Annotated in this window: 20 protein-coding genes and 1 tRNA gene; 14 read left to right on the forward strand and 7 right to left on the reverse strand. The window is 65.7% G+C overall.

The window, feature by feature from the left end; translation table 11 throughout:
* The first annotated feature begins 1 nt into the window (after position 1).
* Together ABL844_RS15475 and ABL844_RS15480 are read left to right on the forward strand one after the other, a co-directional pair.
* The gene (locus ABL844_RS15475; protein WP_126019498.1) at positions 2 to 397 is read left to right on the forward strand and encodes a hypothetical protein; all 396 of its coding nucleotides are present in this window, start codon (positions 2 to 4) and stop codon (positions 395 to 397) included.
* 137 nt (positions 398 to 534) lie between these two features.
* Positions 535 to 1752, forward strand: coding sequence for a branched-chain amino acid ABC transporter substrate-binding protein (locus ABL844_RS15480; RefSeq protein WP_126019500.1), 1218 nt, complete (start codon positions 535 to 537; stop codon positions 1750 to 1752).
* Positions 1753 to 1836: 84 nt separating this feature from the next.
* On the opposite strand, the gene ABL844_RS15485 is transcribed toward ABL844_RS15480, so the two are convergent.
* The 5 genes from ABL844_RS15485 to ABL844_RS15505 all read right to left on the reverse strand — a co-directional run bounded on the left by ABL844_RS15485 (position 1837) and on the right by ABL844_RS15505 (position 4384).
* Complete coding sequence (locus ABL844_RS15485; protein WP_126019503.1) at positions 1837 to 2226, reverse strand: response regulator; 390 nt, start codon at positions 2224 to 2226, stop codon at positions 1837 to 1839.
* A 90-nt stretch (positions 2227 to 2316) separates the two neighbouring features.
* Positions 2317 to 2673 carry a hypothetical protein gene (locus ABL844_RS15490; RefSeq protein WP_126019505.1) on the reverse strand — a complete coding sequence of 119 codons (357 nt, stop codon included), beginning with the start codon at positions 2671 to 2673 and terminating at the stop codon, positions 2317 to 2319.
* 180 nt (positions 2674 to 2853) lie between these two features.
* Positions 2854 to 2944: transfer RNA gene (locus ABL844_RS15495), tRNA-Ser, on the reverse strand.
* 25 nt (positions 2945 to 2969) lie between these two features.
* Positions 2970 to 3914 (reverse strand): SPFH domain-containing protein, encoded by a 945-nt coding sequence (locus ABL844_RS15500; protein WP_126019508.1) that lies wholly within the window; start codon positions 3912 to 3914, stop codon positions 2970 to 2972.
* A gap of 44 nt (positions 3915 to 3958) precedes the next feature.
* The gene (locus tag ABL844_RS15505) at positions 3959 to 4384 is read right to left on the reverse strand and encodes an NfeD family protein (RefSeq protein ID WP_184638126.1); all 426 of its coding nucleotides are present in this window, start codon (positions 4382 to 4384) and stop codon (positions 3959 to 3961) included.
* Positions 4385 to 4613: 229 nt separating this feature from the next.
* On the opposite strand from ABL844_RS15505, the gene ABL844_RS15510 reads away from it, so the two are divergent.
* A complete protein-coding gene (locus ABL844_RS15510; protein WP_126019512.1) occupies positions 4614 to 6920 on the forward strand; it encodes an arginine/lysine/ornithine decarboxylase in 2307 nt (768 codons plus the stop codon).
* Positions 6921 to 6936: 16 nt separating this feature from the next.
* On the opposite strand, the gene ABL844_RS15515 is transcribed toward ABL844_RS15510, so the two are convergent.
* Positions 6937 to 7779, reverse strand: a complete 843-nt coding sequence (locus tag ABL844_RS15515; protein WP_418131817.1) for a DNA ligase — start codon at positions 7777 to 7779, stop codon at positions 6937 to 6939.
* Positions 7780 to 7849: 70 nt separating this feature from the next.
* Positions 7850 to 8632, reverse strand: coding sequence for an enoyl-ACP reductase FabI (gene fabI, locus ABL844_RS15520; protein WP_126019517.1), 783 nt, complete (start codon positions 8630 to 8632; stop codon positions 7850 to 7852).
* Between the two features lie 61 nt (positions 8633 to 8693).
* Between fabI and ABL844_RS15525 the strand changes: the two genes are divergently transcribed.
* The 11 genes from ABL844_RS15525 (at position 8694) to typA (ending at position 24037) form a co-directional block, all read left to right on the forward strand.
* Positions 8694 to 10502 (forward strand): extracellular solute-binding protein, encoded by a 1809-nt coding sequence (locus ABL844_RS15525; protein WP_418131818.1) that lies wholly within the window; start codon positions 8694 to 8696, stop codon positions 10500 to 10502.
* 57 nt (positions 10503 to 10559) lie between these two features.
* Positions 10560 to 11573, forward strand: a complete 1014-nt coding sequence (locus ABL844_RS15530; protein WP_126019520.1) for a microcin C ABC transporter permease YejB — start codon at positions 10560 to 10562, stop codon at positions 11571 to 11573.
* Entirely contained in the window at positions 11566 to 12624 is a 1059-nt protein-coding gene (locus tag ABL844_RS15535) for an ABC transporter permease (RefSeq protein ID WP_240650478.1), read from the forward strand. The genes ABL844_RS15530 and ABL844_RS15535 overlap by 8 nt, the downstream gene beginning before the upstream one ends.
* Positions 12624 to 14285 (forward strand): ABC transporter ATP-binding protein, encoded by a 1662-nt coding sequence (locus tag ABL844_RS15540; RefSeq protein ID WP_418131819.1) that lies wholly within the window; start codon positions 12624 to 12626, stop codon positions 14283 to 14285. Before ABL844_RS15535 ends, ABL844_RS15540 begins: the two co-directional genes overlap by 1 nt.
* 19 nt (positions 14286 to 14304) lie before the next feature.
* Positions 14305 to 15513, forward strand: a complete 1209-nt coding sequence (locus tag ABL844_RS15545) for a YbfB/YjiJ family MFS transporter (RefSeq protein ID WP_418131820.1) — start codon at positions 14305 to 14307, stop codon at positions 15511 to 15513.
* Positions 15514 to 15704: 191 nt separating this feature from the next.
* The gene (rimP, locus tag ABL844_RS15550; protein ID WP_184638112.1) at positions 15705 to 16349 is read left to right on the forward strand and encodes a ribosome maturation factor RimP; all 645 of its coding nucleotides are present in this window, start codon (positions 15705 to 15707) and stop codon (positions 16347 to 16349) included.
* Positions 16350 to 16365: 16 nt separating this feature from the next.
* A complete protein-coding gene (gene nusA / locus ABL844_RS15555) occupies positions 16366 to 17859 on the forward strand; it encodes a transcription termination factor NusA (RefSeq protein WP_184638110.1) in 1494 nt (497 codons plus the stop codon).
* Positions 17860 to 17883: 24 nt separating this feature from the next.
* Positions 17884 to 20847 (forward strand): translation initiation factor IF-2, encoded by a 2964-nt coding sequence (infB, locus tag ABL844_RS15560; protein ID WP_418131821.1) that lies wholly within the window; start codon positions 17884 to 17886, stop codon positions 20845 to 20847.
* Positions 20848 to 20871: 24 nt separating this feature from the next.
* Positions 20872 to 21243: a 30S ribosome-binding factor RbfA gene (rbfA, locus tag ABL844_RS15565; RefSeq protein WP_019652808.1), complete on the forward strand. Its 372-nt coding sequence runs from the start codon at positions 20872 to 20874 to the stop codon at positions 21241 to 21243.
* A gap of 2 nt (positions 21244 to 21245) precedes the next feature.
* Complete coding sequence (gene truB, locus ABL844_RS15570) at positions 21246 to 22202, forward strand: tRNA pseudouridine(55) synthase TruB (protein ID WP_418131822.1); 957 nt, start codon at positions 21246 to 21248, stop codon at positions 22200 to 22202.
* Positions 22199 to 24037, forward strand: coding sequence for a translational GTPase TypA (typA, locus tag ABL844_RS15575; RefSeq protein WP_126019534.1), 1839 nt, complete (start codon positions 22199 to 22201; stop codon positions 24035 to 24037). Before truB ends, typA begins: the two co-directional genes overlap by 4 nt.
* The last annotated feature ends 31 nt before the right edge of the window (positions 24038 to 24068 follow it).

Below are 24068 nucleotides of genomic sequence, written 5' to 3' on the forward strand. Positions count from 1 at the left end.
CATGGCCAGCACGCTGCGCACGCCGCCCCGGTTCGTTCCCACACTGACGACGGTGCTCGACATTCCCGCGGAGCCTGCGAGTCCCGAGCCGCAGCCCGAGCCGGTGCCCCAGCCCGACCCCGCGAACTCGATGGCATTGCCGCCTGCGGCACAGCTATCGCAGGCGGAAATCGTCAGCCTCGAAGAGCAGTTGCTGCATCGCGTCCTGCAGCGCGTCGACCTGTCTCTGGAAGAGCGTTTGAGCGACACCGTGTCAGCTGCCGTTCAGCATCAACTCGATGCGATGGTGCCGCGTCTGCGCAATGAAATCGAGGCTGTTCTGCGTGCGCTCGTGATCGAGGCAATGGCCGCGGAACTCAGCGAAAACACCGGGTCTACGCCAGCTTCCGGGGCCTGAATACTGGGCTAAACTGCGCCGCAGGTCGGAAGGGCGTGAGGGTGCCGCTGGTCTGCGGCGCGAAACTTGCGAGGTCTGCGCGCCCGGATCACACGACCGGTGTTTTTATTCTTTTCATCCAAGTTCTGGAGGTTCCCATGCAATTGAAATGGACTGCGGTCGCACTGGCTGCAATCACGCTTGTGGCTTGCGGCAAGAAGGAAGAAGCCGCTGCCCCTGCGGCAGCGCCCGCGCCAACGGCCGCGGCCCCGGCTGCTGCGCCTGCACCCGCACCTGCCGGAGACACCCTGGTCGTCAAGATCGGTCACGTGGCACCTACCAGCGGTCCCATCGCCCACCTCGGCAAGGACAACGAGTTCGGCGCCAAGATGGCCATCGAAGACCTGAATGCAAAGGGCATCAAGATCGGTGACAAGGTCGCCAAGTTCGAACTGGTTCCCGAAGACGATGCTGGCGACCCGAAGCAGGGCACGGCCGTCGCCCAGAAGCTCGTGGACGAAAAGGTCAATGGCGTTGTCGGTCACCTGAACTCCGGCACCACCATCCCCGCCTCCAAGCTGTACAGCGACGCTGGCATTCCGCAGATCTCGCCTTCGGCAACCAACCCGAAGTACACCCGCCAGGGCTTCAAGACCACCTTCCGCGTCGTGGCTGACGACACGCAGCTCGGCGGCACGCTGGGCAAGTACGCCGTCGAAACGCTCAAGGGCAAGAACATCGCCGTGATCGACGACCGCACCGCCTACGGCCAGGGCGTCGCAGAAGAATTCGAGAAGTCGGCCAAGGCAGCTGGCGCCACCATCGTGGGCCACGAGTTCACCACCGACAAGTCGACCGACTTCAACGCCATCCTGACCAAGCTGAAGGCCGCCAAGCCCGACGTCCTGTTCTTCGGCGGCATGGACGCCGTGGGCGGCCCGATGCTCAAGCAGGTCAAGCAACTCGGCCTGAACGTCAAGTTCATGGGCGGCGACGGCCTGTGCACCGGCGAACTGCCGAAGCTGGCTGGCGATGCCATCGGCGAAGACATGGTGGTGTGCGCTGAAGCCGGCGGCGTCGACGGCGACTTCAAGCAGCCCCTGGAAGACTTCAAGGCCAAGTTCAAGACCAAGAACGGCGTGGACGTGCAGATCTATGCACCGTACGTGTACGACGCGGTCAACGTGCTGGCAGAAGCCATGGTGAAGGCCGGTTCGTCCGACCCCGCCAAGTACCTGCCCGAGGTCGGCAAGGTCCAGTACAAGGGCGTGACCGGCCCGATCGCCTTCGACGAGAAGGGCGACATCAAGAACGGCGCCCTGACGCTGTACACCTACAAGGGTGGTGCGCGTACCCAGATCGCCGTGGTGCGCTGATTCGCTCCAGCCGAAAAGAGAAAAGGGCCTTCGGGCCCTTTTTCATTCCCGCTCCGTTTGCGGGGGCTGTGGATCAGAGTGGCGTCAGAGCGGCGCCAGGCCAGACGGACGGTTGGCGTTGCAGTATTCGATGAAGGCGTCGAGGTCCCGCGACTTGTCGAACACCGCGTCGGCGCCCAAGGCGGTGCAGCGCGCCCGGATGTCGGCCGTCACGTAGTTGCTGAGGACCACGACCCGCTGGCTGGGCTTGCGCTCCTTGCAGCCGCCGAGCACGCCGAGGCCAGAGCCTTCCTTCAGGAACAGGTCGACGATGAGCAGTTGCCAGTCGTCGGGATGCGCAGCGAGCCAGGCGAGGGCGTCGCTCTCGGTCTCGGCGAAGCCGACCACACGGCCATTGACCAAATCCTCGAGTGCCGGGACCAGGTTGTCCCTGATGGTCTTGTTGTCCTCGACGAGGAACGTGATGAGGGCCATGCCGTGGTTTCGCTTTGAGAACGAATAGCGTAGCGTGCCTGACGCTGCCCACGCGTAGGAGAAAGGATATGGACGCGGTGCGCCGCCCCGTCAGTCCGAACCCTCGGCGCGGATCTTCGCCTTTAGCTTCTCGGCCAGCGCCTGGCTTTCGTCGCGCTCGGCCGTCACCTCGAGCCGTTTCTCGATTTCCTCGCTCAGGGCCGCATTCACCTCGGCGAGCTTCTCGGCAGACTGGGCCAGCTTTTCCTCCAGCTGGCTGGTGTGCTCGATGGCCTGCGCCACCTCGCCGACCTGCACTTCCTCGGGCAGCTCCTGCTCGAGCACCGTGTTCACCACGGCGAGGTTGTCCGATGCCCGCTGCACTTCGGCGGCCACCTGCTCGCTCTTCTCGAGTGTGTGGTCCAGCGTTGTGGTGCCGCGCGGCGGGTTTTTGGGTTTTCCGGCCATCGGAGTTCCTTAGGGGGCTTGGAAGTAGAACCTTTGGATCGTACTGCCAGACGAGGGGCTCGGGAGGCCATGGCTGGTTGTTGCAAAGCAACGCATTGCCTTTCAAGCCGAGGGCGCGACCCGGATGGCAAAAACAAAAAAAGCCCAGGTGCTTTGGGCAACCTGGGCTTCTTGTTTCTCTGGCGGAGCAGGCGGGATTCGAACCCGCGGAGGGCTATTAACCCTCACACGCTTTCCAGGCGTGCGACTTAAACCGCTCATCCACCGCTCCGAAGCCCACGATTGTAGCAGTCAGATCAGCCCTGATTCGCCTGACCTTGCGCCGAAGACTTGCCGGCCTGCACCATCCGCATCGCCGAAGCGATGAGCGAGGCGGTCTCGGTCATGTTGCTCGGCACGATCAGCGTGGTCTTGGAGTCGGCCGCGACCTTGCCGTAGGCGTCGACGGCGCGCTCGGCCACCTTGAGCTGCACGGCCTGCTCGCCGCCCGGCTGGCGGATGGCGGCCGCCACCCGCTCGATGGCATCCGCCGTCGCCGTTGCCACCGCCGTGATGGCCGCGGCCTCACCCTGGGCGTTGTTGATCTGCGCCTGCTTCTCGCCTTCGGAGCGGGCGATGAAGGCCTCGCGCTCGCCGGTGGCGATGTTGATCTGCTCCTGGCGGCGGCCTTCGGAAGCCGCGATCAGCGCGCGCTTCTCGCGCTCGGCGGTGATCTGGCGCTGCATCGCCTGCAGGATTTCCTTCGGTGGCGTCAGGTCCTTGATCTCGTAGCGCAGCACCTTCACACCCCAGTTCAGCGCCGCCTCGTCGATCGCCGCCACCACCTGGGCGTTGATGACGTCGCGTTCCTCGAAGGTCTTGTCGAGTTCCAGCTTGCCGATCACGCTGCGCAGCGAGGTCTGGGCGAGCTGCGTCACGGCCACGATGTAGTTCGACGAGCCATAGCTGGCACGCATCGGGTCGGTCACCTGGAAGTACAGGATCCCGTCCACCTGCAACTGCGTGTTGTCGCGCGTGATGCAGATCTGGCTCGGCACGTCGAGCGGGATTTCCTTCAGGCTGTGCTTGTAGGCCACCCGGTCGATGAACGGGATCAGGAAGTTGGGGCCGGGCGTCATCGTGCCGTGGTACTTGCCCAGCCGCTCGCGGATCCAGGCGTTCTGCTGCGGCACGAACTTGACCGACTGGCTGATGAAGATGATCGCGATGACCAGGATGATGAGGGGTACCGAAAATTCCATGGTGCGCTTCCTTTTCTGAGTTCTACCTACGACAGACTGACTGACTAAACCTTGTCGACCACCAGCCGGCTGCCGACCACCTCGACCACGCGATGCTCGCCAGTGGACGGCGTTCGCCCCGCACGCTGGACCACCGTCCACTGAGCGCCCCGGTAGCGCACGGTCGCCGTGCCGTCGGCGTTCCAGGCATCGACCTGCACGCTCTCGCCGATGTCGAGGTTCACGTCGCGGTTGGCTTCGGTGGGCGGGGCAGGGGGGCGCCTGCGCTGGATCGTGTACCAGACCAGCACGGCCCCCACGCCGATGACGGCCGCCACGATCAGCTGAGTGACGGTGCCGAAGCCCAGGTGCGCGGAGATCGCCGCAGCCGCGAAGCCCGCCGCCAGCAGCAGGAGATAGACGGTGCCCGAGAGCAGTTCGAGCACGACGGCCGCCCCCGCGATCAGCCACCAGACAGTGGAATTTGCCATGTCGACTCCTCGTTTTTGCTTGTTCGATGCGCGCCATTCTGAGGCATCCGATCCAAGCGCTTGTCCTACGTAGGGATACTGGGCAGGAAAGGGAAAAACCGGTCTTGTCCGACGGCACCGGATGTCTTGCGCGAAGCTGACCGGATCCGTCATCCGAATTCCGTACACTTCGCGCCTCGCTACATTGCCCTGTGTGTCCTTTCCAGCCTGACCGTCCGGAGCCCCGCTCATGAAATTCCGCTTTCCCATCGTCATCATCGACGAGGACTTCCGCTCCGAAAACACTTCGGGCCTCGGCATCCGCGCTCTCGCGCAGGCCATCGAGACGGAAGGTTTCGAGGTGCTGGGCGTCACCAGCTACGGCGACCTGAGCCAGTTCGCCCAGCAGCAAAGCCGCGCCAGCGCCTTCATCCTGTCGATCGACGACGAGGAGTTCACCATCGGCCCCGACCTCGACCCGGCCGTGCTGAACCTGCGCACCTTCATCGGCGAAGTGCGGCGCAAGAACGCCGACGTGCCGATCTACATCTACGGCGAGACCAAGACCTCGCGGCACCTGCCCAACGACATCCTGCGCGAGCTGCATGGCTTCATCCACATGTTCGAGGACACCCCCGAGTTCGTGGCGCGCCACATCATCCGCGAGGCCAAGAGCTACCTCGAGAGCGTGCAGCCGCCGTTCTTCAAGGCGCTGATCGACTACGCGGAAGACGGCTCCTACTCGTGGCACTGCCCGGGCCACTCGGGCGGCGTGGCTTTCCTGAAGAGCCCCGTGGGCCAGATGTTCCACCAGTTCTTCGGCGAGAACATGCTGCGCGCCGACGTCTGCAACGCCGTGGAAGAGCTGGGCCAGCTGCTCGACCACACGGGCCCTGTGGCGGCCAGCGAGCGCAACGCGGCGCGCATCTTCAACGCCGACCACTGCTTCTTCGTGACCAACGGCACCAGCACCAGTAACAAGATGGTGTGGCACCACACGGTGGCGCCGGGCGACGTGGTGGTGGTCGACCGCAACTGCCACAAGTCGATCCTGCACGCGATCATCATGACCGGCGCGATTCCGGTGTTCATGAAGCCCACGCGCAACCACTTCGGCATCATCGGCCCCATTCCCAAGAGCGAGTTCGAGCAGAGCGCGATCAAGGCCAAGATCAAGGCCAACCCGCTCTTGGCCGACGTGGACGCCGACAAGGTCAAGCCGCGTGTGATGACGCTCACGCAGTCGACCTACGACGGCGTCATCTACAACACCGAGACCATCAAGAACATGCTCGACGGCTACGTCGACACGCTGCACTTCGACGAGGCATGGCTGCCGCACGCGGCCTTCCACCCGTTCTATGGCGCCTACCACGCGATGGGCAAGCGCCGGGTGCGTCCGAAGGAGTCGCTGGTGTTCGCCACGCAGTCCACCCACAAGCTGCTGGCCGGCATCAGCCAGGCCAGCCATGTGCTGGTGCAGGACTCGCAGAACCGCCAGCTCGACCGCGACCTCTTCAACGAGGCCTACCTGATGCACTCGTCGACCAGCCCGCAGTACGCGATCATCGCGAGCTGCGACGTGGCCGCCGCCATGATGGAGCCGCCCGGCGGTACCGCGCTGGTGGAAGAGAGCATCCTCGAGGCGCTGGACTTCCGCCGCGCCATGCGCAAGGTGGAAGAGGAGTTCGGCAAGGACGAGTGGTGGTTCAAGGTCTGGGGCCCCGAGAAGCTGGTCGAAGAGGGCATCGGCCGTGCCGAAGACTGGATCATGCACGGCGAGAAGAACGGCCAGCAGAAGACCGGCAAGGGCAAGAACTCGTCGCGCAACTGGCACGGCTTCGGCGAGCTGGCCGACGGCTTCAACATGCTCGACCCGATCAAGTCGACCATCGTCACGCCGGGCCTGGACCTCGAAGGCAACTTCGCCGAGACCGGCATCCCGGCCAGCGTCGTGACCAAGTTCCTCGCCGAGCACGGCGTGATCGTCGAGAAGACCGGCCTCTACAGCTTCTTCATCATGTTCACCATCGGCATCACCAAGGGCCGCTGGAACACGCTGCTGACTGCGCTGCAGCAGTTCAAGGACGACTATGCGCGCAACCAGCCGATGTGGCGCATCATGCCGGAGTTCTGCCAGCAGCACCCCGGTTACGAACGCCTGGGCCTGCGCGACCTGTGCCAGCACATCCACCAGCTGTACGCGCGCTACGACGTGGCCCGCCTCACGACCGAGATGTACCTGAGCGACCTGACGCCGGCCATGAAGCCCAGCGACGCCTTCGCCCACATCGCCCACCGCAAGACCGAGCGCGTGGAAATCGACGACCTCGAGGGCCGCATCACCACCAGCCTGATCACGCCGTATCCGCCGGGCATTCCGCTGCTGATCCCGGGCGAGGTGTTCAACAAGAAGATCGTCGACTACCTCAAGTTCTCGCGCGAGTTCAACACGCAGTGCCCGGGCTTCGAGACCGACATCCATGGCCTCGTGGCGCGCGTCGACGAGACGGGCAAGAAGCGCTACTACGCGGACTGCGTCAAGGAATCCAGGTAAGGGGCGAGAGGGGTAATCAGCCTTCGCGCACCCGCATGAAGCGTGCGAAGCGGGGCAGGCCCTTGGCGGTCAGGCCGTTGTAGCGGTAGGTCACCCAGGTGCCGATGGTGGGCGGATTCTCTCGCTCGGCATCGGTCAGGCCGGTGCCGAGCCTGAAGCGTTTGCCTTCGGGCGTCTCGACCACCAGCGCGCCCAGCCGGGTGCTGTGCCTGCCCTTGCCGGGCAGGTGCTCGATCACTCGGGCTTCGGCGTCCTCGTAGGGCTTGACCTTGAGCAGGTCGTTGCCACGTTCGCCCTTGTAGAGCGAAGCCCCGCGGTGGAGCATCAGGCCTTCGCCGCCCATCTTCACCGTCTTGTCGAGCAGCGCCTGCAGGGCTTCGTGCGTGGTGGCGCGCTCCTGTGGCACGGGCACGACCCACGGCGCGTCGGTGATGGGCAGCAGCCTGCGCAAGGCAGCCAGCCGCGTCGTGAAGTCGCCGGGCTGCGCAGGCAGGTCGAAGACCATGTAGCGCATCTCGTGCCAGGCGATGTCGTTGGGCGTCTGGTTGCGTGCGGTCGACACCGCGTGCGCGAACCGGCCCCGGCCGGCCCAGAGCTCGCCGTCGAGCGGCTGCTTCGGCAGCGGAGTGGTGAACCATGCCGGGGCGACGATGCGCTCGCCGCCGCGCGTCCAGAGCTGCCTGCCGTCCCAGAAAGCGCGCACGCCGTCGTACTTCTCGCTGACCCAGTAGTCCGCCAGCGACATGTCCCGGCGGTAGGTCTCGGCCAGCATCAGCGGCGGCGCGGGCTCGCGCGCGAGCGCGGCCGGCGCGATGGCCAGGCCGAAAGCGGCGAGCAGCAGGGAGCGGCGGTTCAACACGATGCTATGAAATAGAGAGCAAAAAAAGCAAGGCCGCTTGCGCGGCCCGTCTTGGTGGGCGTTGGGCGGGCTACTCGGCCATGCCTCCGACCACGTTGCTGAAGCCGCCGTCCACGTAGGTGATCTCGGCAGTCACGCCGCTGGCCAGGTCGCTCAGCAGGAAGGCGGCGACGTTGCCCACTTCCTCGATGGTCACGTTGCGCCGGATCGGCGATGCGTCGGCCACGGCCGCCAGCATCTTGCCGAAGCCCTTGATGCCGCTGGCCGCCAGCGTCTTGATCGGGCCCGCGCTGATGCCGTTGACGCGCATGCCCTTCGGGCCCAGCGAGGCGGCCGTGTAGCGCACCGAGGCTTCGAGCGAAGCCTTGGCCAGGCCCATGGTGTTGTAGTTGGGCAGCGCGCGCTCGGCACCCAGGTAGGTCAGCGTGAGCAGGGCCGACTTGTCGTTGAGGTAGGGCAGGGCCGCCTTGGCCATGGCCGGGAAACTGTAGGCGCTGATGTCGTGCGCGACCTTGAAACCCTCGCGCGAGAGCCCGTCGAGGAAGTCCCCCGCGATGGATTCGCGCGGCGCGAAGCCGATGCTGTGCACGAAGCCGTCGAACTTGGGCCAGGTTTGGGCGAGGTCGGCGAAGAGCTTGTCGATCTGGGCGTCGTCGCTCACGTCGCAGTCGAAAATCAGCTTCGAGCCGAAGTCTGCGGCATATTCGGTGATACGGTCCTTGAATCGCTCGCCGACGTAGCTGAAGGCGAGCTCCGCGCCCTGGTCGTGACAGGCCTTGGCAATGCCATAAGCAATGGAGCGATTGCTCAGTACACCGGTGATCAGCAGTTTCTTGCCCGAAAGAAAGCCCATGGGGTTGCCTTGTGAAAATCTTGGGCAGAATTCTCGCATGCGAGGTTGGCTGCTTCTGACGATGGCTCTCTTGGCGCCCACCTCGTGGGCGGCACACGGTCTGGGCATGGGCTACGAGCCCAAGTACCCGGCGTCCTTCAAGAATTTCGACTACGTGAACCCCGACGCCCCCAAGGGCGGCGACCTGGTCCTGTCGTCCAGCGGGAGCTTCGACAAGCTCAATCCGTTCACGCTCAGGGGTGTGCCGCCGGTGGGCATGGGCTACAGCTCCAACGGTTTCGTGTTTTCCGAGTACGGCCTGGTCTTCGACTCGCTGATGACGCCCAGCGAGGATGAACCCTTCTCCAACTACGGCCTGCTCGCCGAGGATGTGCAGCTGGCGCCGGACCGCCTGAGCGTCACCTTCCGCCTGAACCCGAAAGCGAAGTTCTCCGACGGTTCCCCGGTGCTCGCGAAGGACGTGAAGTACTCCTTCGACACCCTGATGAGCAAGCAGGCCGGCCCGACCTTCCGCTCCTACTGGGTGGACATCAAGGACGCCGTGGTGGTCGGGGAGCGCACGATCCGCTTCGATTTCAAGCGCCAGAACTCCGAGTTGCACATGATCATCGGCCAGTTGCCGGTGTTCTCCAGCGCCTGGGGCAAGGGCAAGCCCTTCGACCAGATCGTGAGCGAGCCGCCGATCGCCAGCGGGCCCTACGTGGTGGACAAGGTCGATTTCGGCAAGTACATCTCGTACCGCCGGCGGACGGACTACTGGGCCGCCGATCTGCCGGTACGCAAGGGCATGTTCAATTTCGGCTCGGTGTCCTACCAGTACTTCAAGGACAAGCTCGGCGAGGAAGAGTCGCTCAAGGCCGGCTCGCTCGATGCGATGGAGGAGGGCTCGATCATCGCCTGGGTGCGTCGCTACAAGGGTCGCCGCTTCGACTCCGGCGAGCTGATCAAGGAAGAGATCTCGCACCGCCGCTTCACCGGCATGCAGGGCCTGGTGCCCAACCTGCGGCAGCCCCGCTTCCAGGACATGCGCGTGCGTCAGGCACTCGCGCTGGCCTTCGACTTCGACTGGCTCAACCAGCATCTGTTCTATGGGCGCCGGGCGCGCACCACGAGCTACTTCCAGAACAGCGACGACCTGATGGCGCAGCCCGAGGTCACTCCGGAAGAGCAGGCGCTCATGGATCACCTGAAAAGCAGGAAGCGCTACATCGACAACACCAGGGGCGAGCTGCCGCGCCCGGCCGCAAGCGGAGACACGGCCGAGGGCCTGCGCCGCAACCTCGTGCGCGCGCAGGAACTGCTGCGGGAGGCGGGCTGGACCTACAGGAACGGCGCCCTGCGCGACAAGGACGGCACGCCCTTCGTCATCAACTTCGACATCGCGGATCGAAGCTCGGGCGTGGTGCTCGCGCCTTACGCGCGCAACCTCGCCAAGCTCGGGATCACGCTCGACTACCGCCTTCGCGATCCGAGCCTGCTGAAGAAGAAGCAGGACGACCTCGAGTTCGACATGGCGATCAACATCGCCGGTGGCTCGTCGAGCCCGGGCAACGAGCTCTTCGACGACTTCGGCTCCAAGTCGGCCAACGAGAAGGGCAGCCAAAATCTTGGCGGCATCAGCGATCCGGTGATCGATGAGATCCTGGAGGTGATCGTCAACTCCCCCGACCGCAAGTCGCTTGCCGCTGGCGCGCGCTTGCTGGACCGTTACTTGCTCCACCAGAACTACGTGATCCCGATGTACTACGGCAAGCAGTATTTCATTGCCCACAAGCGCAAGCTGCGCCGGCCGGAGGCCCCACTGCCGCAGCGCCTGCTCGCCGGCTCGGCGATGCTGACGATGTGGTGGATCGACCCCGCCGCGAAGTAGCCGGGCGGACGGACCAGCAACCCATAAGCAAACCGAGACACGAGCAGACCAGACCGCATGGCCGCCTACCTCCTCAGACGCCTTCTGCTGATCATTCCCACGCTGTTCGGGGTGCTGCTGATCAATTTCATCATTGTCCAATTCGTTCCGGGCGGTCCCGCCGAGCAACTGCTGTCGCAGCTGACGAACAAGGAGAACCGCATCTCCGGCGGTCCCGCCGGGCGCGCCCTCGATGCCAGGCAGGTGGCGGAAATCAAGGCGCTCTACGGCTTCGACAAACCAGCGCCGGAGCGTTTCTGGCAGATGCTCAAGCAGTTCGCCAGCTTCGACCTGGGCAAGAGCTTCTTCCAGAGCAAGGACGTATGGCAGCTCATCAAGGAGAAGCTGCCAGTCTCCATCAGCCTCGGGCTCTGGACCTTCTTCATCAGCTACCTCATAGCGGTGCCGCTCGGCGTGGCAAAGGCGGTGCGCGCCGGTTCGCGCTTCGACTTCCTGACCACGCTTCTGGTGCTGGTCGGCTATGCCATTCCGGGCTTCGTGCTGGGCGTGGCGCTGCTGGTGATCTTCGGCGGCCAGCTCCAGTGGTTCCCGTTGCGCGGACTGACCTCGCCGAACTGGGAGTCGCTGAGTTGGGGCGCGCGAATCGTCGATTACCTGTGGCATATCACCCTGCCGGTCACGGCGATGGTGCTCGGCAGCTTCGCGATCACCGCGATGCTCACCAAGAATTCCTTCCTGGAGGAAATCCGCAAGCAGTACGTGCTGACGGCGCGCGCAAAGGGGCTGGCCGAGCGCCAGGTCCTGTGGAAGCACGTGCTGCGCAATGCGCTGATTCCGATCATCACTGGCTTCCCGGCGGCGTTCATCGGCGCCTTCTTTGCGGGTGCGCTCCTGATCGAGACGCTGTTCTCGCTCGACGGCATGGGCCTTCTGAGCTACGAGAGCGTTCTGCGGCGCGACTACCCGGTGTTCCTGGGCACGCTCTATCTGTTCACGCTGATCGGACTGGTGACCAAGCTCATCTCCGATCTCTGCTACGTCTGGGTCGATCCGAGGGTAAAGTTTGACTGACAAGAAGAACGAAGCACCCGCCGTGGTGTCGGTGAGCCCGGGGCGCCGCGCCTGGCGCCGCTTTCGCCGCAATCCGCTCGGGTTCTGGAGCCTGGTGATCTTCTCGGCGCTTGTGGTGCTGAGCCTTTTCGCCGACGTGCTGTCCACCGACAAGCCGCTCATCGTGCGCTACGAGGGGCAGACCTATTTCCCTGTACTGCGCGACTATTCCGAGAAAACCTTCGGCGGCGATTTCGAGACGCCGACCGACTACCTCGATCCATTCATCGAGCAGCGCATTACGCAGGGCGGCAACTGGGCGATCTACGCGCCCAACCGCTACGGTCCCAGCACGCTTAACTACTTCTCGAAACCGCCGAACCCCGCGGCGCCCTCGGGCGAAAACCTGCTCGGCACGGACGAGCGGGGGCGTGACCTGCTGGCGCAGCTGATCTACGGTTTCCGCGTGAGCGTGCTGTTCGCGCTGGCGCTCACGGTGATCGGCGTGGTGCTGGGCGTTGCGACCGGCGCGGTACAGGGCTTCTTCGGCGGCAAGACCGATTTGACCTTCCAGCGACTGATCGAGATATGGAGCGCGATGCCGGAGCTGTACCTGCTGATCATCTTCAGCGCCATCTTCACGCCCAGCGTGGCGCTGCTGCTGATTTTGCTGAGCCTGTTCGGCTGGATGGGGCTGTCCGACTACGTTCGTGCCGAGTTCCTGCGCAACCGGCAGATGGACTACGTGCGCGCGGCGAGGGCGCTCGGCGTGGGCAACCTGCAGATCATGTGGCGCCACATCCTTCCCAACAGCATGGTGCCGGTCGTTACCTTCCTTCCGTTTCGCATGAGCGCGGCGATCCTTGCGCTGACTTCGCTCGACTTCCTCGGGCTCGGCGTGCCGCCCGGTACGCCGTCGCTGGGCGAGTTGCTGAGCCAGGGCAAGGGCAACATCGATGCCTGGTGGATTTCGCTGTCGACCTTCGTTGTGCTGGTCGTCACACTCATGCTGCTGACCTTCATGGGCGACGCCCTGCGCGACGCTCTCGATCCCCGGAAGGCCGACAAGTGATGAGCAGCGACGCACAACAAACCGCCGGCAATCGGCAGCCTCTTCTCGAAGTGGATGGCCTTCGCATCGCCTTCGGCGGCAAGGAGGTCGTGCACGGCATCGACTTCCGGATGGCCGCGGGCGAGAAGCTTGCGCTCGTCGGCGAATCGGGCTCGGGCAAGACCGTCACCGCACTGTCGCTGCTGCGGCTGGTGCAGAACGCCGAGCTTTCGGGCAGCGCTCGGCTCTTCGGCAACGGGCAGAAGGAGCAGAAACAGCAGGCGCCGCGCGACCTGTTGTCGATCCCCGAGCGTCAACTGCGCGGCATCCGCGGCAAGGAGATCGCCATGATCTTCCAGGAGCCGATGACCGCGCTGAACGCGCTCTACACCGTGGGCGACCAGATCGCCGAGGTGCTCGAGCTGCACGAGGGCCTCTCGAAACGGGAGGCGCAGGCGGCGGCGGTCCAGTTGCTGGCCGATACGGGCATTCCCGAGCCGGCGCGGCGGGCCAGGGCGTTTCCGCACCAGCTCTCGGGAGGCCAGCGCCAGCGCGCGATGATCGCCATGGCGCTCGCCTGTAAGCCGCGCCTGCTGCTGGCCGACGAGCCGACCACCGCACTCGACGTGACCGTGCGCGCGCAGATCCTCGACCTGCTCGCCGACCTCCAGCGCAAGCACGGCATGGCGGTGCTGCTCATCACGCACGACCTGAACCTGGTTCGCCGCTTCGCCGATCGCGTGGTGGTCATGGAAGGCGGCCGCATCGTCGAGCATGGCCCGGTGGCCTCGGTGTTCGAAGCGCCGCAGCATCCCTACACGCGCAAGCTGATCGACAGCCATCCCGAGCGTGACGTGGCAGCCGTGGCCGTGAACGCCGGCACGTCGCCGCTGATCGAGGCGAAGGCGCTGCGCGTGAGCTATCCGGTGCCGAAACCGGGTTTTGCCGGCTGGTTCGGCAAGGGCGAATTCGTGGCGGTGCAGGGCGCCGATTTCCGCATCGCGCCCGGCGAGACGCTGGGCGTGGTCGGCGAGTCGGGCTCGGGCAAATCGACACTGGCGCTGGCAGCGCTGGGATTGCTGAAGCACAAGGGTGCGCTCACGGTCGCCGGCAAGGGCTGGGCGGTGGACCGGGCCTCCGACCTGGCGCTGCGCCGGGTGATGCAGGTGGTGTTCCAGGATCCGTTCTCCTCGCTTTCTCCGCGCATGACGGTGGAGCAGATCGTGGGCGAAGGGCTGCGGGTGCATGCGCCGGCGCTAGGTGTCGAGGCGCGCCGCGCGCGTTCGCTGGCCGCGCTGGCCGACGTCGGCCTGACGGAGGCGCAGTTTCCGGCGCTGCTTGATCGCTATCCGCACGAGTTCTCGGGCGGGCAGCGGCAGCGGCTGGCGATCGCCCGGGCGCTGATCGTCGATCCGCAACTGCTGGTGCTCGACGAGCCCACGAGCGCGCTCGACGTCACGATCCAGAAGCAGGTGCTGGGCCTGCTGCAGCGGCTGCAGCGTGAGCGGGGGTTGAGCTACCTGCTGATCACGCACGACGTGGAGGTGATCCGTGCGATGGCGCACAACGTCATCGTGATGAAGGACGGCGCCATCCTCGAAACCGGGCGGGTCGAACAGGTGCTGGACGCGCCCGAGCACCCGTATACGAAGAAGCTGGTGGCCGCCGCGCTGCTGGAATAAGACGGAGACTGCAAGAAGAATGTCGGAAATCGGACGCGACCGGCGCGGTGCATGGCGCGCGGCGCTTGCCTGCATGGTCACCCTCGCGGTGGCGATGGGCCTGGGGCGCTTCGCCTTCACGCCCATGCTGCCCATCATGCTGCACGAAGGAAAGCTCGAACTGGCTGCCGGCGGGGTGCTGGCGTCGCTCAACTACCTGGGCTACTTCCTCGGCGCCGTGAGCTGCGCGGCTATCGGCATCAAGGCATCGAGCATGGTGCGCGGCGGCCTGCTGGCCACGGCCGCGCTGCTGGTGGGCATGGGGCTGCTGCACAGCTTCGCGAGCTGGGGCGTGTTGCGCACGGCGGCGGGCGTGATGAGCGCCTGGGTCTTCGTCTTCGCCTCGGGCTGGGGGCTGCGCCGGCTGGCGGAGACGAATGCGCCGACGCTGGCCGGAGTGATCTATACGGGGCCGGGGATAGGCATCGCCATGACCGGGCTGCTGGGCGGTGCGCTGGGGCGGTGGGGCTCGGACGCGGGCTGGATCGGGCTGGGCATCCTCGCGGTGGTGCTGATCGCCCTGATCTGGCGGGTGTTCGACGACGGCGAAATTGCGTCGGCCGGCGGTGCGGCGGCTCCGGCGCCGGCTGCGGCGGCCCGTATTGCCGGGCCGGACGACCGCAGCGACGCGATCTGGCTGGTCGTGCTCTACGGACTGGCGGGCTTCGGCTACATCATCACGGCCACTTTCCTGCCGGTGATCGCCCGGCAGGCGCTGCCGGGGTCGTCCTGGCCGGATTTCTTCTGGCCGCTGTTCGGAGCGGCCATCATTCCGGGGGCGCTGATCGGTGCCCGTGCGCCGACGCACTGGGACAACCGGCTGCTGCTGGCCGTCGCCTATGCGCTGCAAGCGCTGGGCGTGGTGCTTTCGGTGGCGTGGCCCAGCATTCCCGGGTTCGCGCTGGGCAGCCTGCTGCTGGGCATGCCGTTCACCGCCATCACTCTTTTTGCGATGCGGGATGCACGCCGGCTGCGCGGCAACGCGGCGGCGGGGCTGATCGGCTATGCGACTGCCTCGTACGGGGTGGGGCAGATCATCGGGCCGCTGTTCGCCGCGCCGCTGGCGCAGCGGACCGGGTCGTTCCAATTGCCCTTGCTGGTTGCGGCGGCTGCGTTGGCGCTCGGGGCGGTGCTGTTCGCCTTCGTCTGGTTCAAATCGCGTCGCGCGGCCGTGGGGACCCCGCAATAGCGTGTCAGGGCGCTTGGAAGCCCTTCATTAATTGCGCAAATAGCATATAATTCAAGGCTCACGACCAAACGGGCGGGTACCAACCGCCCGTTTTTTTTGGTCCATCCATTCCGGGCTTTCATTCATGGCTATCTGGCATCCGTGGCGGGCGGATGGCAGGGCCGGGCATTTAAAAAGGCACTTTCGAACACGTGGCATTGCAGCAAGTAGTGGAACAAACCGTGGCCGGCCTCGGCTACGACCTGGTCGAGATCGAGCGTTCGGCCGGGGGATTGCTGCGCGTGACGATTGATTTGCCCTGGAAAGGCCCCAACTCCGAAGCTGCGGCCGCTGGCCTGCCGGAACCTTTCGTCACCGTCGAGGACTGCGAGAAGGTCACCCGCCAGCTGCAATTCGCGCTCGAGGTCGACGGCGTCGATTACAAGCGGCTCGAGGTGTCCTCGCCGGGTATTGACCGGCCGCTGCGCAATGAGCAGGATTTCGAGCGTTTCGTGGGCGAGGTGATCGACATCACGCTCAAGGCGCCGATGGGTGCCGCCGCGGCCGGCCAGGTGGCGGCCAACCGCAAGAAGTTTCGCGGCACGCTGGAGCGGGCCGCACAGGTAGAGGGCGCCGGCGCCCCGGGCTGGCAGATCGTCTGGAGCGATGCGCCCGAGCCCAAGCCGGGTCAAAAAGTGAGCAAGAAGCGCGCGCCCGCAACGCTGCAGGCGCTCGGCTTCGCGCTGGACGAACTGCGCGAGGCGCGGCTCGCGCCAATTGTGGATTTCAAGGGCCGCAAGGCCAGAACCCAGCCGGGTTTTTCGGATATTGACGACGGAACGCAGGTTCCGGACTGACCAGAGGAGTGGTGGCATGAATCGCGAAATGTTGATGTTGGTGGATGCGATCTCGCGCGAGAAGAACGTCGAGCGTGACGTCGTCTTCGGCGCGGTCGAGTCCGCGCTGGCGCAGGCCACCAAGAAGCTCCATCAGGGCGATGTGGACATCCGCGTCTCGGTCGATCGCGACAGCGGCGACTACGAAACCTTCCGCCGCTGGCACGTCGTGCCCGACGAGGCCGGCCTGCAGCTGCCCGACCAGGAAATCCTGCTGTTCGAAGCCAAGGAAGAAATGCCCGACATCGAGGTCGGCGAGTACATCGAGGAGGCCGTCGACTCGGTGCCCATCGGCCGCATCGGCGCCATGGCCGCCAAGCAGGTCATCCTGCAGAAGATCCGTGACGCCGAGCGCGAAATGCTGCTCAACGACTTCATGTCGCGCGGCGACAAGATCTTCGTCGGCACCGTCAAGCGCCTGGACAAGGGCGACATCATCGTCGAGGCCGGCCGCGTCGAAGGCCGTCTGCGCCGCAGCGAAATGATCGCCAAGGAGAACCTGCGCAACGGCGACCGCGTGCGCGCCATGATCATGGAGGTCGACCTGACGCTGCGCGGCGCGCCGATCATCCTGTCGCGCTCGGCGCCCGAGTTCATGATCGAGCTGTTCCGCCAGGAAGTGCCCGAGATCGAGCAGGGCCTGCTCGAAATCAAGAGCTGCGCCCGCGACCCGGGCTCGCGCGCCAAGATCGCCGTGCTCTCGCACGACAAGCGCGTTGACCCGATCGGCACCTGCGTCGGCGTGCGCGGCACCCGCGTCAACGCCGTGACCAACGAGCTCGCCGGCGAGCGCGTGGACATCGTCCTGTGGAGCGAAGACCCCGCCCAGTTCGTGATCGGTGCGCTGGCTCCGGCCAACGTGTCGTCGATCGTGGTCGACGAAGAGAAGCACGCCATGGACGTGGTGGTCGACGAGGAGAACCTCGCCATCGCCATCGGCCGCGGCGGCCAGAACGTGCGCCTGGCTTCCGACCTCACCGGCTGGAAGATCAACATCATGGACGCCAACGAGTCGGCCCAGAAGCAGGCGAGCGAAACCGACGCCAGCCGCAAGCTCTTCATGGAGAAGCTCGACGTCGACGAGGAGATCGCCGACATCCTCATCTCGGAAGGCTTCAACAGCCTCGAGGAAGTGGCCTATGTGCCGATCTCCGAGATGCTGGAGATCGAGGCCTTCGACGAAGACACCATCAACGAGCTGCGCGCGCGTGCCAAGGATGCGCTGCTGACCATGGAAATCGCCAAGGAAGAGGGCGTCGAGTCGCAGTCCGCGGTGTCGCAGGACCTGCGCGACCTCGAAGGCCTGAACCCCGAGCTGATTCCCAAGCTGCACGAAGCGGGCGTGAACACCCGTGACGACCTTGCCGACCTCGCGGTCGATGAACTCACCGAGATCACCGGCCAGAGCGCCGATGACGCCAAAGCCCTCATCTTGAAGGCCCGCGAACACTGGTTCGCCGGCCAAGAGTGACGGTCATGGAGGCACGAAACCAATATGTCCAGTACCACTGTCGCCGAGTTCGCGAACGAGCTCAAGAAGACTCCCGAAACCTTGCTTGACCAGCTCAAGAGCGCAGGCGTGCCCAAGGCTTCCGCCGCCGACGCCCTCACCGAGGCCGACAAGCAGCGCCTGCTCGGCCACCTGAAGGCCAGCCACGGCACTGTCGAGCCCGAGCGCAAGAAGATCACGCTGACCAAGAAGTCGACCAGCGAGATCAAGCAGGCCGACTCCACCGGCCGCGCCCGCACCATCCAGGTCGAGGTGCGCAAGAAGCGCACCTTCATCCAGCGCGACGACGGCCACCTGGCCGCCGCCTCCGAGACGACGCCTGCCGCCGTCGAGGCGCCCGCTGCGGCTCCCGCGGCCCCTCGCATCGACGAGGCCGAACTGGCCCGCCGCGAGGAAGAGGCACGCCGCCAGGCCGAACTGATCCGCCGCCAGGAAGAAGAACTGGCCGAGAAGCGCCGCCAGCGCGAGGAGGCCGAGGCACGCGAACGCGAGCAGGCCGAGAAGGCTGAAAAAGCCGAGCAGGAAGCTGCGCGCGCCGCCGCCGAAGCAGCCGAGAAGAAGGCTGCCGCTGCGGCCGCGGCTGCTGCTGCCGCCGCCAAACCGGTCGCTGCCCCTGCGCCTGCGGCTGCCGCGGTCAATGCTGCCGCCGATGCTGCTGCTGCCGAAAAGGCAGCAGCCGAGCAGAAGGCCGCCCAGGCCAAGGAAGACGCGAAGGCCAAGGCCGCCGCCGAATCCAAGGCCCGCGCCGAGGAAGAAGCCGCGCGCGCCCGCGATCTGGACGAGCGCCGCCGCAAGGCCCTGGCCGAGGCCGAGGCCATCCGCGCCATGATGAACGCGCCGGCCCGCGTGCTGGTGCCGCACAAGGCGCCCGAGAAGCAGCAGGCCGAGAAGGCCGGTGGCGTCAAGGGCACGCTGCACAAGCCGACCGCTCCGGCAGCGCGCGCGGGTGCGCCCGCGGCTCCCGGCGCTGCAGCGGCTCCCGCCGCGCCCGGCAGCGGCAAGGAAGTCAAGTCCGCGAAGCTCTCGTCGAGCTGGGCTGGCGATCCGGCCAAGAAGAAGGAAATCAAGACCCGCGGCGACGCCAGCGGCGGCGTGGGCCGCAGCAACTGGCGCGGTGGCCCGCGCGGCCGCCGTGGCAACGACCGCGGAGGCCATGAAGAGCAGCACGTGCCGGCCGCACCGGTCGAGGCACGCGTGCTCGAAGTGCACGTGCCCGAAACCATCACCGTGGCCGAACTGGCGCACAAGATGGCCGTCAAGGCGCAGGAAGTCATCAAGCAGCTGATGAAGCTGGGCCAGATGGCGACCATCAACCAGTCGCTCGACCAGGACACCGCCATGATCCTGGTGGAGGAAATGGGCCACAACGCGGTGGTCGCCGCGCTGGACGACCCCGAAGCCTTCACCGACGAGGACGTGTCGGCGCAGATCGCCGAGCCGCTGCCGCGCGCTCCGGTCGTGACCGTCATGGGTCACGTCGACCACGGCAAGACCTCGCTGCTGGACTACATCCGCCGCGCCAAGGTCGCCGCGGGCGAAGCCGGCGGCATCACGCAGCACATCGGCGCCTACCACGTGGAAACCGAGCGTGGCATGGTGTCGTTCCTGGACACCCCGGGTCACGAGGCCTTCACGGCCATGCGTGCCCGCGGCGCGCAGGCCACCGACATCGTGATCCTGGTGGTGGCGGCCGACGACGGCGTCATGCCCCAGACCAAGGAAGCCATCAAGCACGCGAAGGCTGCTGGTGTGCCGATCGTGGTCGCGATCAACAAGATCGACAAGCCCGATGCCAACCTGGACCGCGTGAAGCAGGAACTGGTGGCCGAGGAAGTCGTGCCCGAGGAGTACGGCGGCGACGTTCCGTTCGTCGGCGTGTCGGCCAAGACCGGCCAGGGCATCGACGACCTGCTCGAGCAGGTCCTGCTGCAGGCCGAAGTGCTGGAACTCAAGGCGCCGGTGGATGCCGCCGCCAAGGGCCTGGTCATCGAAGCCCAGCTCGACAAGGGCCGCGGCCCGGTCGCCACCGTGCTGGTGCAGTCCGGCACGCTGAAGACCGGCGACGTGGTGCTGGCCGGCTCGACCTACGGCCGCGTGCGCGCCATGCTGGACGAGGATGGCAAGCCGACCAAGTCCGCGGGCCCGTCGATCCCGGTCGAGATCCAGGGCCTGACCGAAGTGCCGCAGGCCGGTGACGAGTTCATGGTGATGGGCGACGAGCGCCGTGCGCGCGAAATCGCCACCTACCGTGCCGGCAAGTTCCGCAACACCAAGCTGGCGAAGGCCCAGGCCGCGAACCTGCAGAACATGTTCACCGACCTGTCGGCGGGCGAAGTGCAGACGCTGCGCATCATCATCAAGGCCGACGTGCAGGGCTCGCAGGAAGCGCTGTCGCAGTCGCTGCTCAAGCTGGCGACGGACGAGGTCAAGGTGCAGGTGGTCTACGCCGGCGTGGGCGGCATCAGCGAAAGCGACATCAACCTCGCCATCGCCTCGAAGGCGGTCGTGATCGGCTTCAACGTGCGCGCCGACGCCGGTGCGCGCAAGCTGGCCGAGAGCAACGGCGTGCAGCTGAACTACTACAGCATCATTTACGACGCCGTGGACGAGATCAAGGTCGCGATGTCGGGCATGCTGGCGCCGGAGCGCCGCGAGGAAATCATCGGCTCGGCCGAAATCCGCACGGTGTTCGTTGCCTCGAAGATCGGTACGGTCGCGGGTTCGTACATCACCTCGGGTTCTGTCAACCGCAGTGCGCATTTCCGCCTGCTGCGCGACAACGTGGTGATCTACACCGGCGAGATCGACTCGCTCAAGCGCATGAAGGACGACGTGCGCGAAGTCCGCGAAGGCTTCGAGTGCGGTATCAAGCTCAAGAACTTCAACGACATCAAAGAGGGCGATCAGCTCGAGTTCTTCGAAATCAAGGAGATCGCGCGTACGCTGTAAGAAGCGTATGGAGCACCCCTGTCCATGCCGAAGAAAAAAGCCGCCGCCCCCAACCGTGCCTTCAAGGTCGCCGATCAGATCCAGCGTGATCTGACGGAGTTGATCGCGCGCGAGTTGAAGGACCCGCGCGTGGGCATGGTCACGCTCCAGGCCGTCGAGGTCACGCCCGACTATGCGCACGCGAAGGTCTTCTTCAGCCTGCTCACGGGCGACGTGGCCGAGACGACCGAAGCACTGAACCAGGCCGCGGGCTTCCTGCGCAACGGCTTGTTCAAGCGCCTGCATATCCACACCGTGCCGACGCTGCACTTCGTGTTCGACCGCACCACCGAGCGTGCGGCCGACATGAACGCGCTCATCGCACAAGCCGTCGCTTCGCGCTCGAAAGACGACTAGCCATGAACGCGCCACGCACAAGGGTGCAGCGGCGCCCTGTGCATGGGGTGTTGCTGCTCGACAAGCCGCTGGGTTTCTCCAGCAACCAGGCCTTGCAGAAAGCCAAGTGGCTGCTGCGCGCCGAGAAGGCGGGCCACACGGGCACGCTCGACCCGCTGGCCACCGGCGTGCTGCCGCTGTGCTTCGGCGCCGCCACCAAATTCAGCCAGCTGCACCTGGATGCCGACAAGACCTACGTGGCCACGGCACGCCTTGGCGTGAAGACGTCCACCGGCGATGCCGAGGGCGAGGTTGTTTCCCGGCGTCCCGTCCATGTCACCCCTGAGGACCTGGCTCGCGTCGAGGCGCAGTTCACCGGTCCGATCCGTCAGGTGCCGCCGATGCACAGCGCGCTCAAGAAAGACGGCAAGGCGCTGTACGAGTACGCCCGCGAAGGGGTGGAGGTCGAGCGGGCGCCGCGCGACGTCGTCATCCACAAGCTCGAACTCCGGGCGATCGACGGCGACACCATCCGCATCCTCGCCTCCGTCAGCAAGGGCACCTACATCCGCACCCTCGGCGAGGACATCGGTGAGGCGCTCGGCTGCGGCGCGCACCTGAGCTCGCTGCGGCGCGTCGCGACCGGCGGCTTCGCCGAGGCCCAGTGCGTCACCATCGAGGCGCTGGAGGCCATGGACGAGGAGGAGCGTCTCGCGCAGCTCCTGCCGGCCGAATCGCTCGTGGGCGGCCACAGCCGCGTCACGCTGGGCACGGAAGATGCGGCACGCTTTCTTTCGGGCCTGCGCCGCTGCGGGGCCTGGACCGATGCGGACGAGGTAGCCGTCTTCGGCGCCCAGCCGCCGGCTTTTCTCGGCACGGCCCACGTCAAGGCCGGCGAACTGATTCCGGGGCGCTTGCTGAACCCCATCGAAATCCAGCAAATTCTTTTGAACGCACAACAGACCGAAGCGACACCATGAGTACCAAGCAAATCCGCAATATCGCCATCATTGCCCACGTTGACCATGGCAAGACCACGATGGTCGACCAGTTGCTGCGCCAGTCGGGCACCTTCGCCGAGCACGAAAAAGTGGTCGACACCGTGATGGACAACAACGCGATCGAAAAGGAACGCGGCATCACCATCCTGGCCAAGAACTGCGCCGTGAGCTGGAAGGGCACCCACATCAACATCGTCGACACCCCCGGCCACGCGGACTTCGGCGGCGAGGTGGAGCGCGCTCTCTCGATGGTCGACGGCGTGCTGCTGCTCATCGACGCCCAGGAAGGCCCGATGCCGCAGACCCGCTTCGTGACCAAGAAGGCGCTGGCGCTGGGCCTGAAGCCCATCGTGGTGGTGAACAAGGTCGACAAGCCGGGCGCCAACCCCGACAAGGTGGTCAACGCCGCCTTCGATCTGTTCGACAAGCTCGGCGCGACCGACGAGCAACTCGACTTCCCGGTGGTGTACGCCTCGGGCATCAACGGCTGGTCGTCGCTGGAAGAAGGCGCGCAGGGCGAGCAGTGGGGCCCCGACATGTCGGCCCTGTTCGACACCATCCTGAAGCACGTGCCCTCGCAGAAGGGCGACCCGGCCGCGCCGCTGCAGCTGCAGATTTCCGCGCTCGACTTCTCCACCTTCGTCGGCCGCATCGGCGTGGGCCGCATCAGCCAGGGCACGCTCAAGCCCATGATGGACGTGCTGGTCATGGAAGGCCCCGATGGCAAGACCATCAAGGGCCGCGTGAACCAGGTGCTGACCTTCCAGGGCCTGGACCGCGTGCAGGCCACCGAAGCCGGCCCGGGCGAGATCGTGCTGATCAACGGCATTGCCGACATCGGCATCGGCGTGACCGTCACCGACCCGGCCAACCCGGCTCCTCTGCCGATGCTGAAGGTCGACGAGCCGACGCTGACGATGAACTTCTGCGTCAACACCAGCCCGCTGGCTGGCCGAGAAGGCAAGTACGTCACCAGCCGCCAGATCTGGGACCGCCTGCAGAAGGAGCTGCAGCACAACGTCGCTCTGCGCGTGAACGAGACCAGCGAAGAGGGCGTGTTCGAAGTGATGGGCCGCGGCGAACTGCACCTGACCATCCTGCTGGAGAACATGCGCCGCGAAGGCTACGAAATGGCCGTGTCCAAGCCGCGCGTGGTGTTCCGCGAAATCGACGGCGAGCGCCATGAGCCGATCGAGCTGGTGACGGCCGACATCGAGGAAGGCCACCAGGGCGGCGTGATGCAGGCACTGGGCGAGCGCAAGGGCGAACTGGTCAACATGGAACCGGACGGCCGCGGCCGCGTGCGCCTCGAATACCGCATTCCGGCGCGCGGCCTGATCGGCTTCACGAACGAATTCCTGAACCTCACGCGCGGCTCGGGCCTCATCAGCAACATCTTCGACAGCTACGAGCCGCACAAGGGCGACATCGGCGGCCGCAAGAACGGCGTGCTGATCTCGATGGACGACGGTGAAATCTTCACCTACGCGCTGGGCAAGCTGGACGACCGCGGCCGCATGTTCGTGAAGGCGAACGACCCGGTGTACGAAGGCATGATCGTCGGCATCCACAGCCGCGACAACGACCTGGTGGTGAACGCCACGCGCACCAAGCAGCTGACGAACTTCCGCGTCTCGGGCAAGGAAGACGCGGTCAAGATCACGCCCCCGATCGAACTCACGCTCGAATACGGCGTGGAGTTCATCGAGGACGACGAGCTGGTCGAGATCACGCCCAAGAGCGTGCGCCTGCGCAAGCGCTTCCTGAAGGAGCACGAGCGCAAGCGCGCCAGCCGCGACCTGATGCAGGGCTGAGATCGAACGGCCGCTCGCAAGGCACTGTTCT

It is taken from the genome of Variovorax sp. 278MFTsu5.1, assembly GCF_048305045.1.
GTDB lineage: Bacteria > Pseudomonadota > Gammaproteobacteria > Burkholderiales > Burkholderiaceae_C > Variovorax > Variovorax guangxiensis.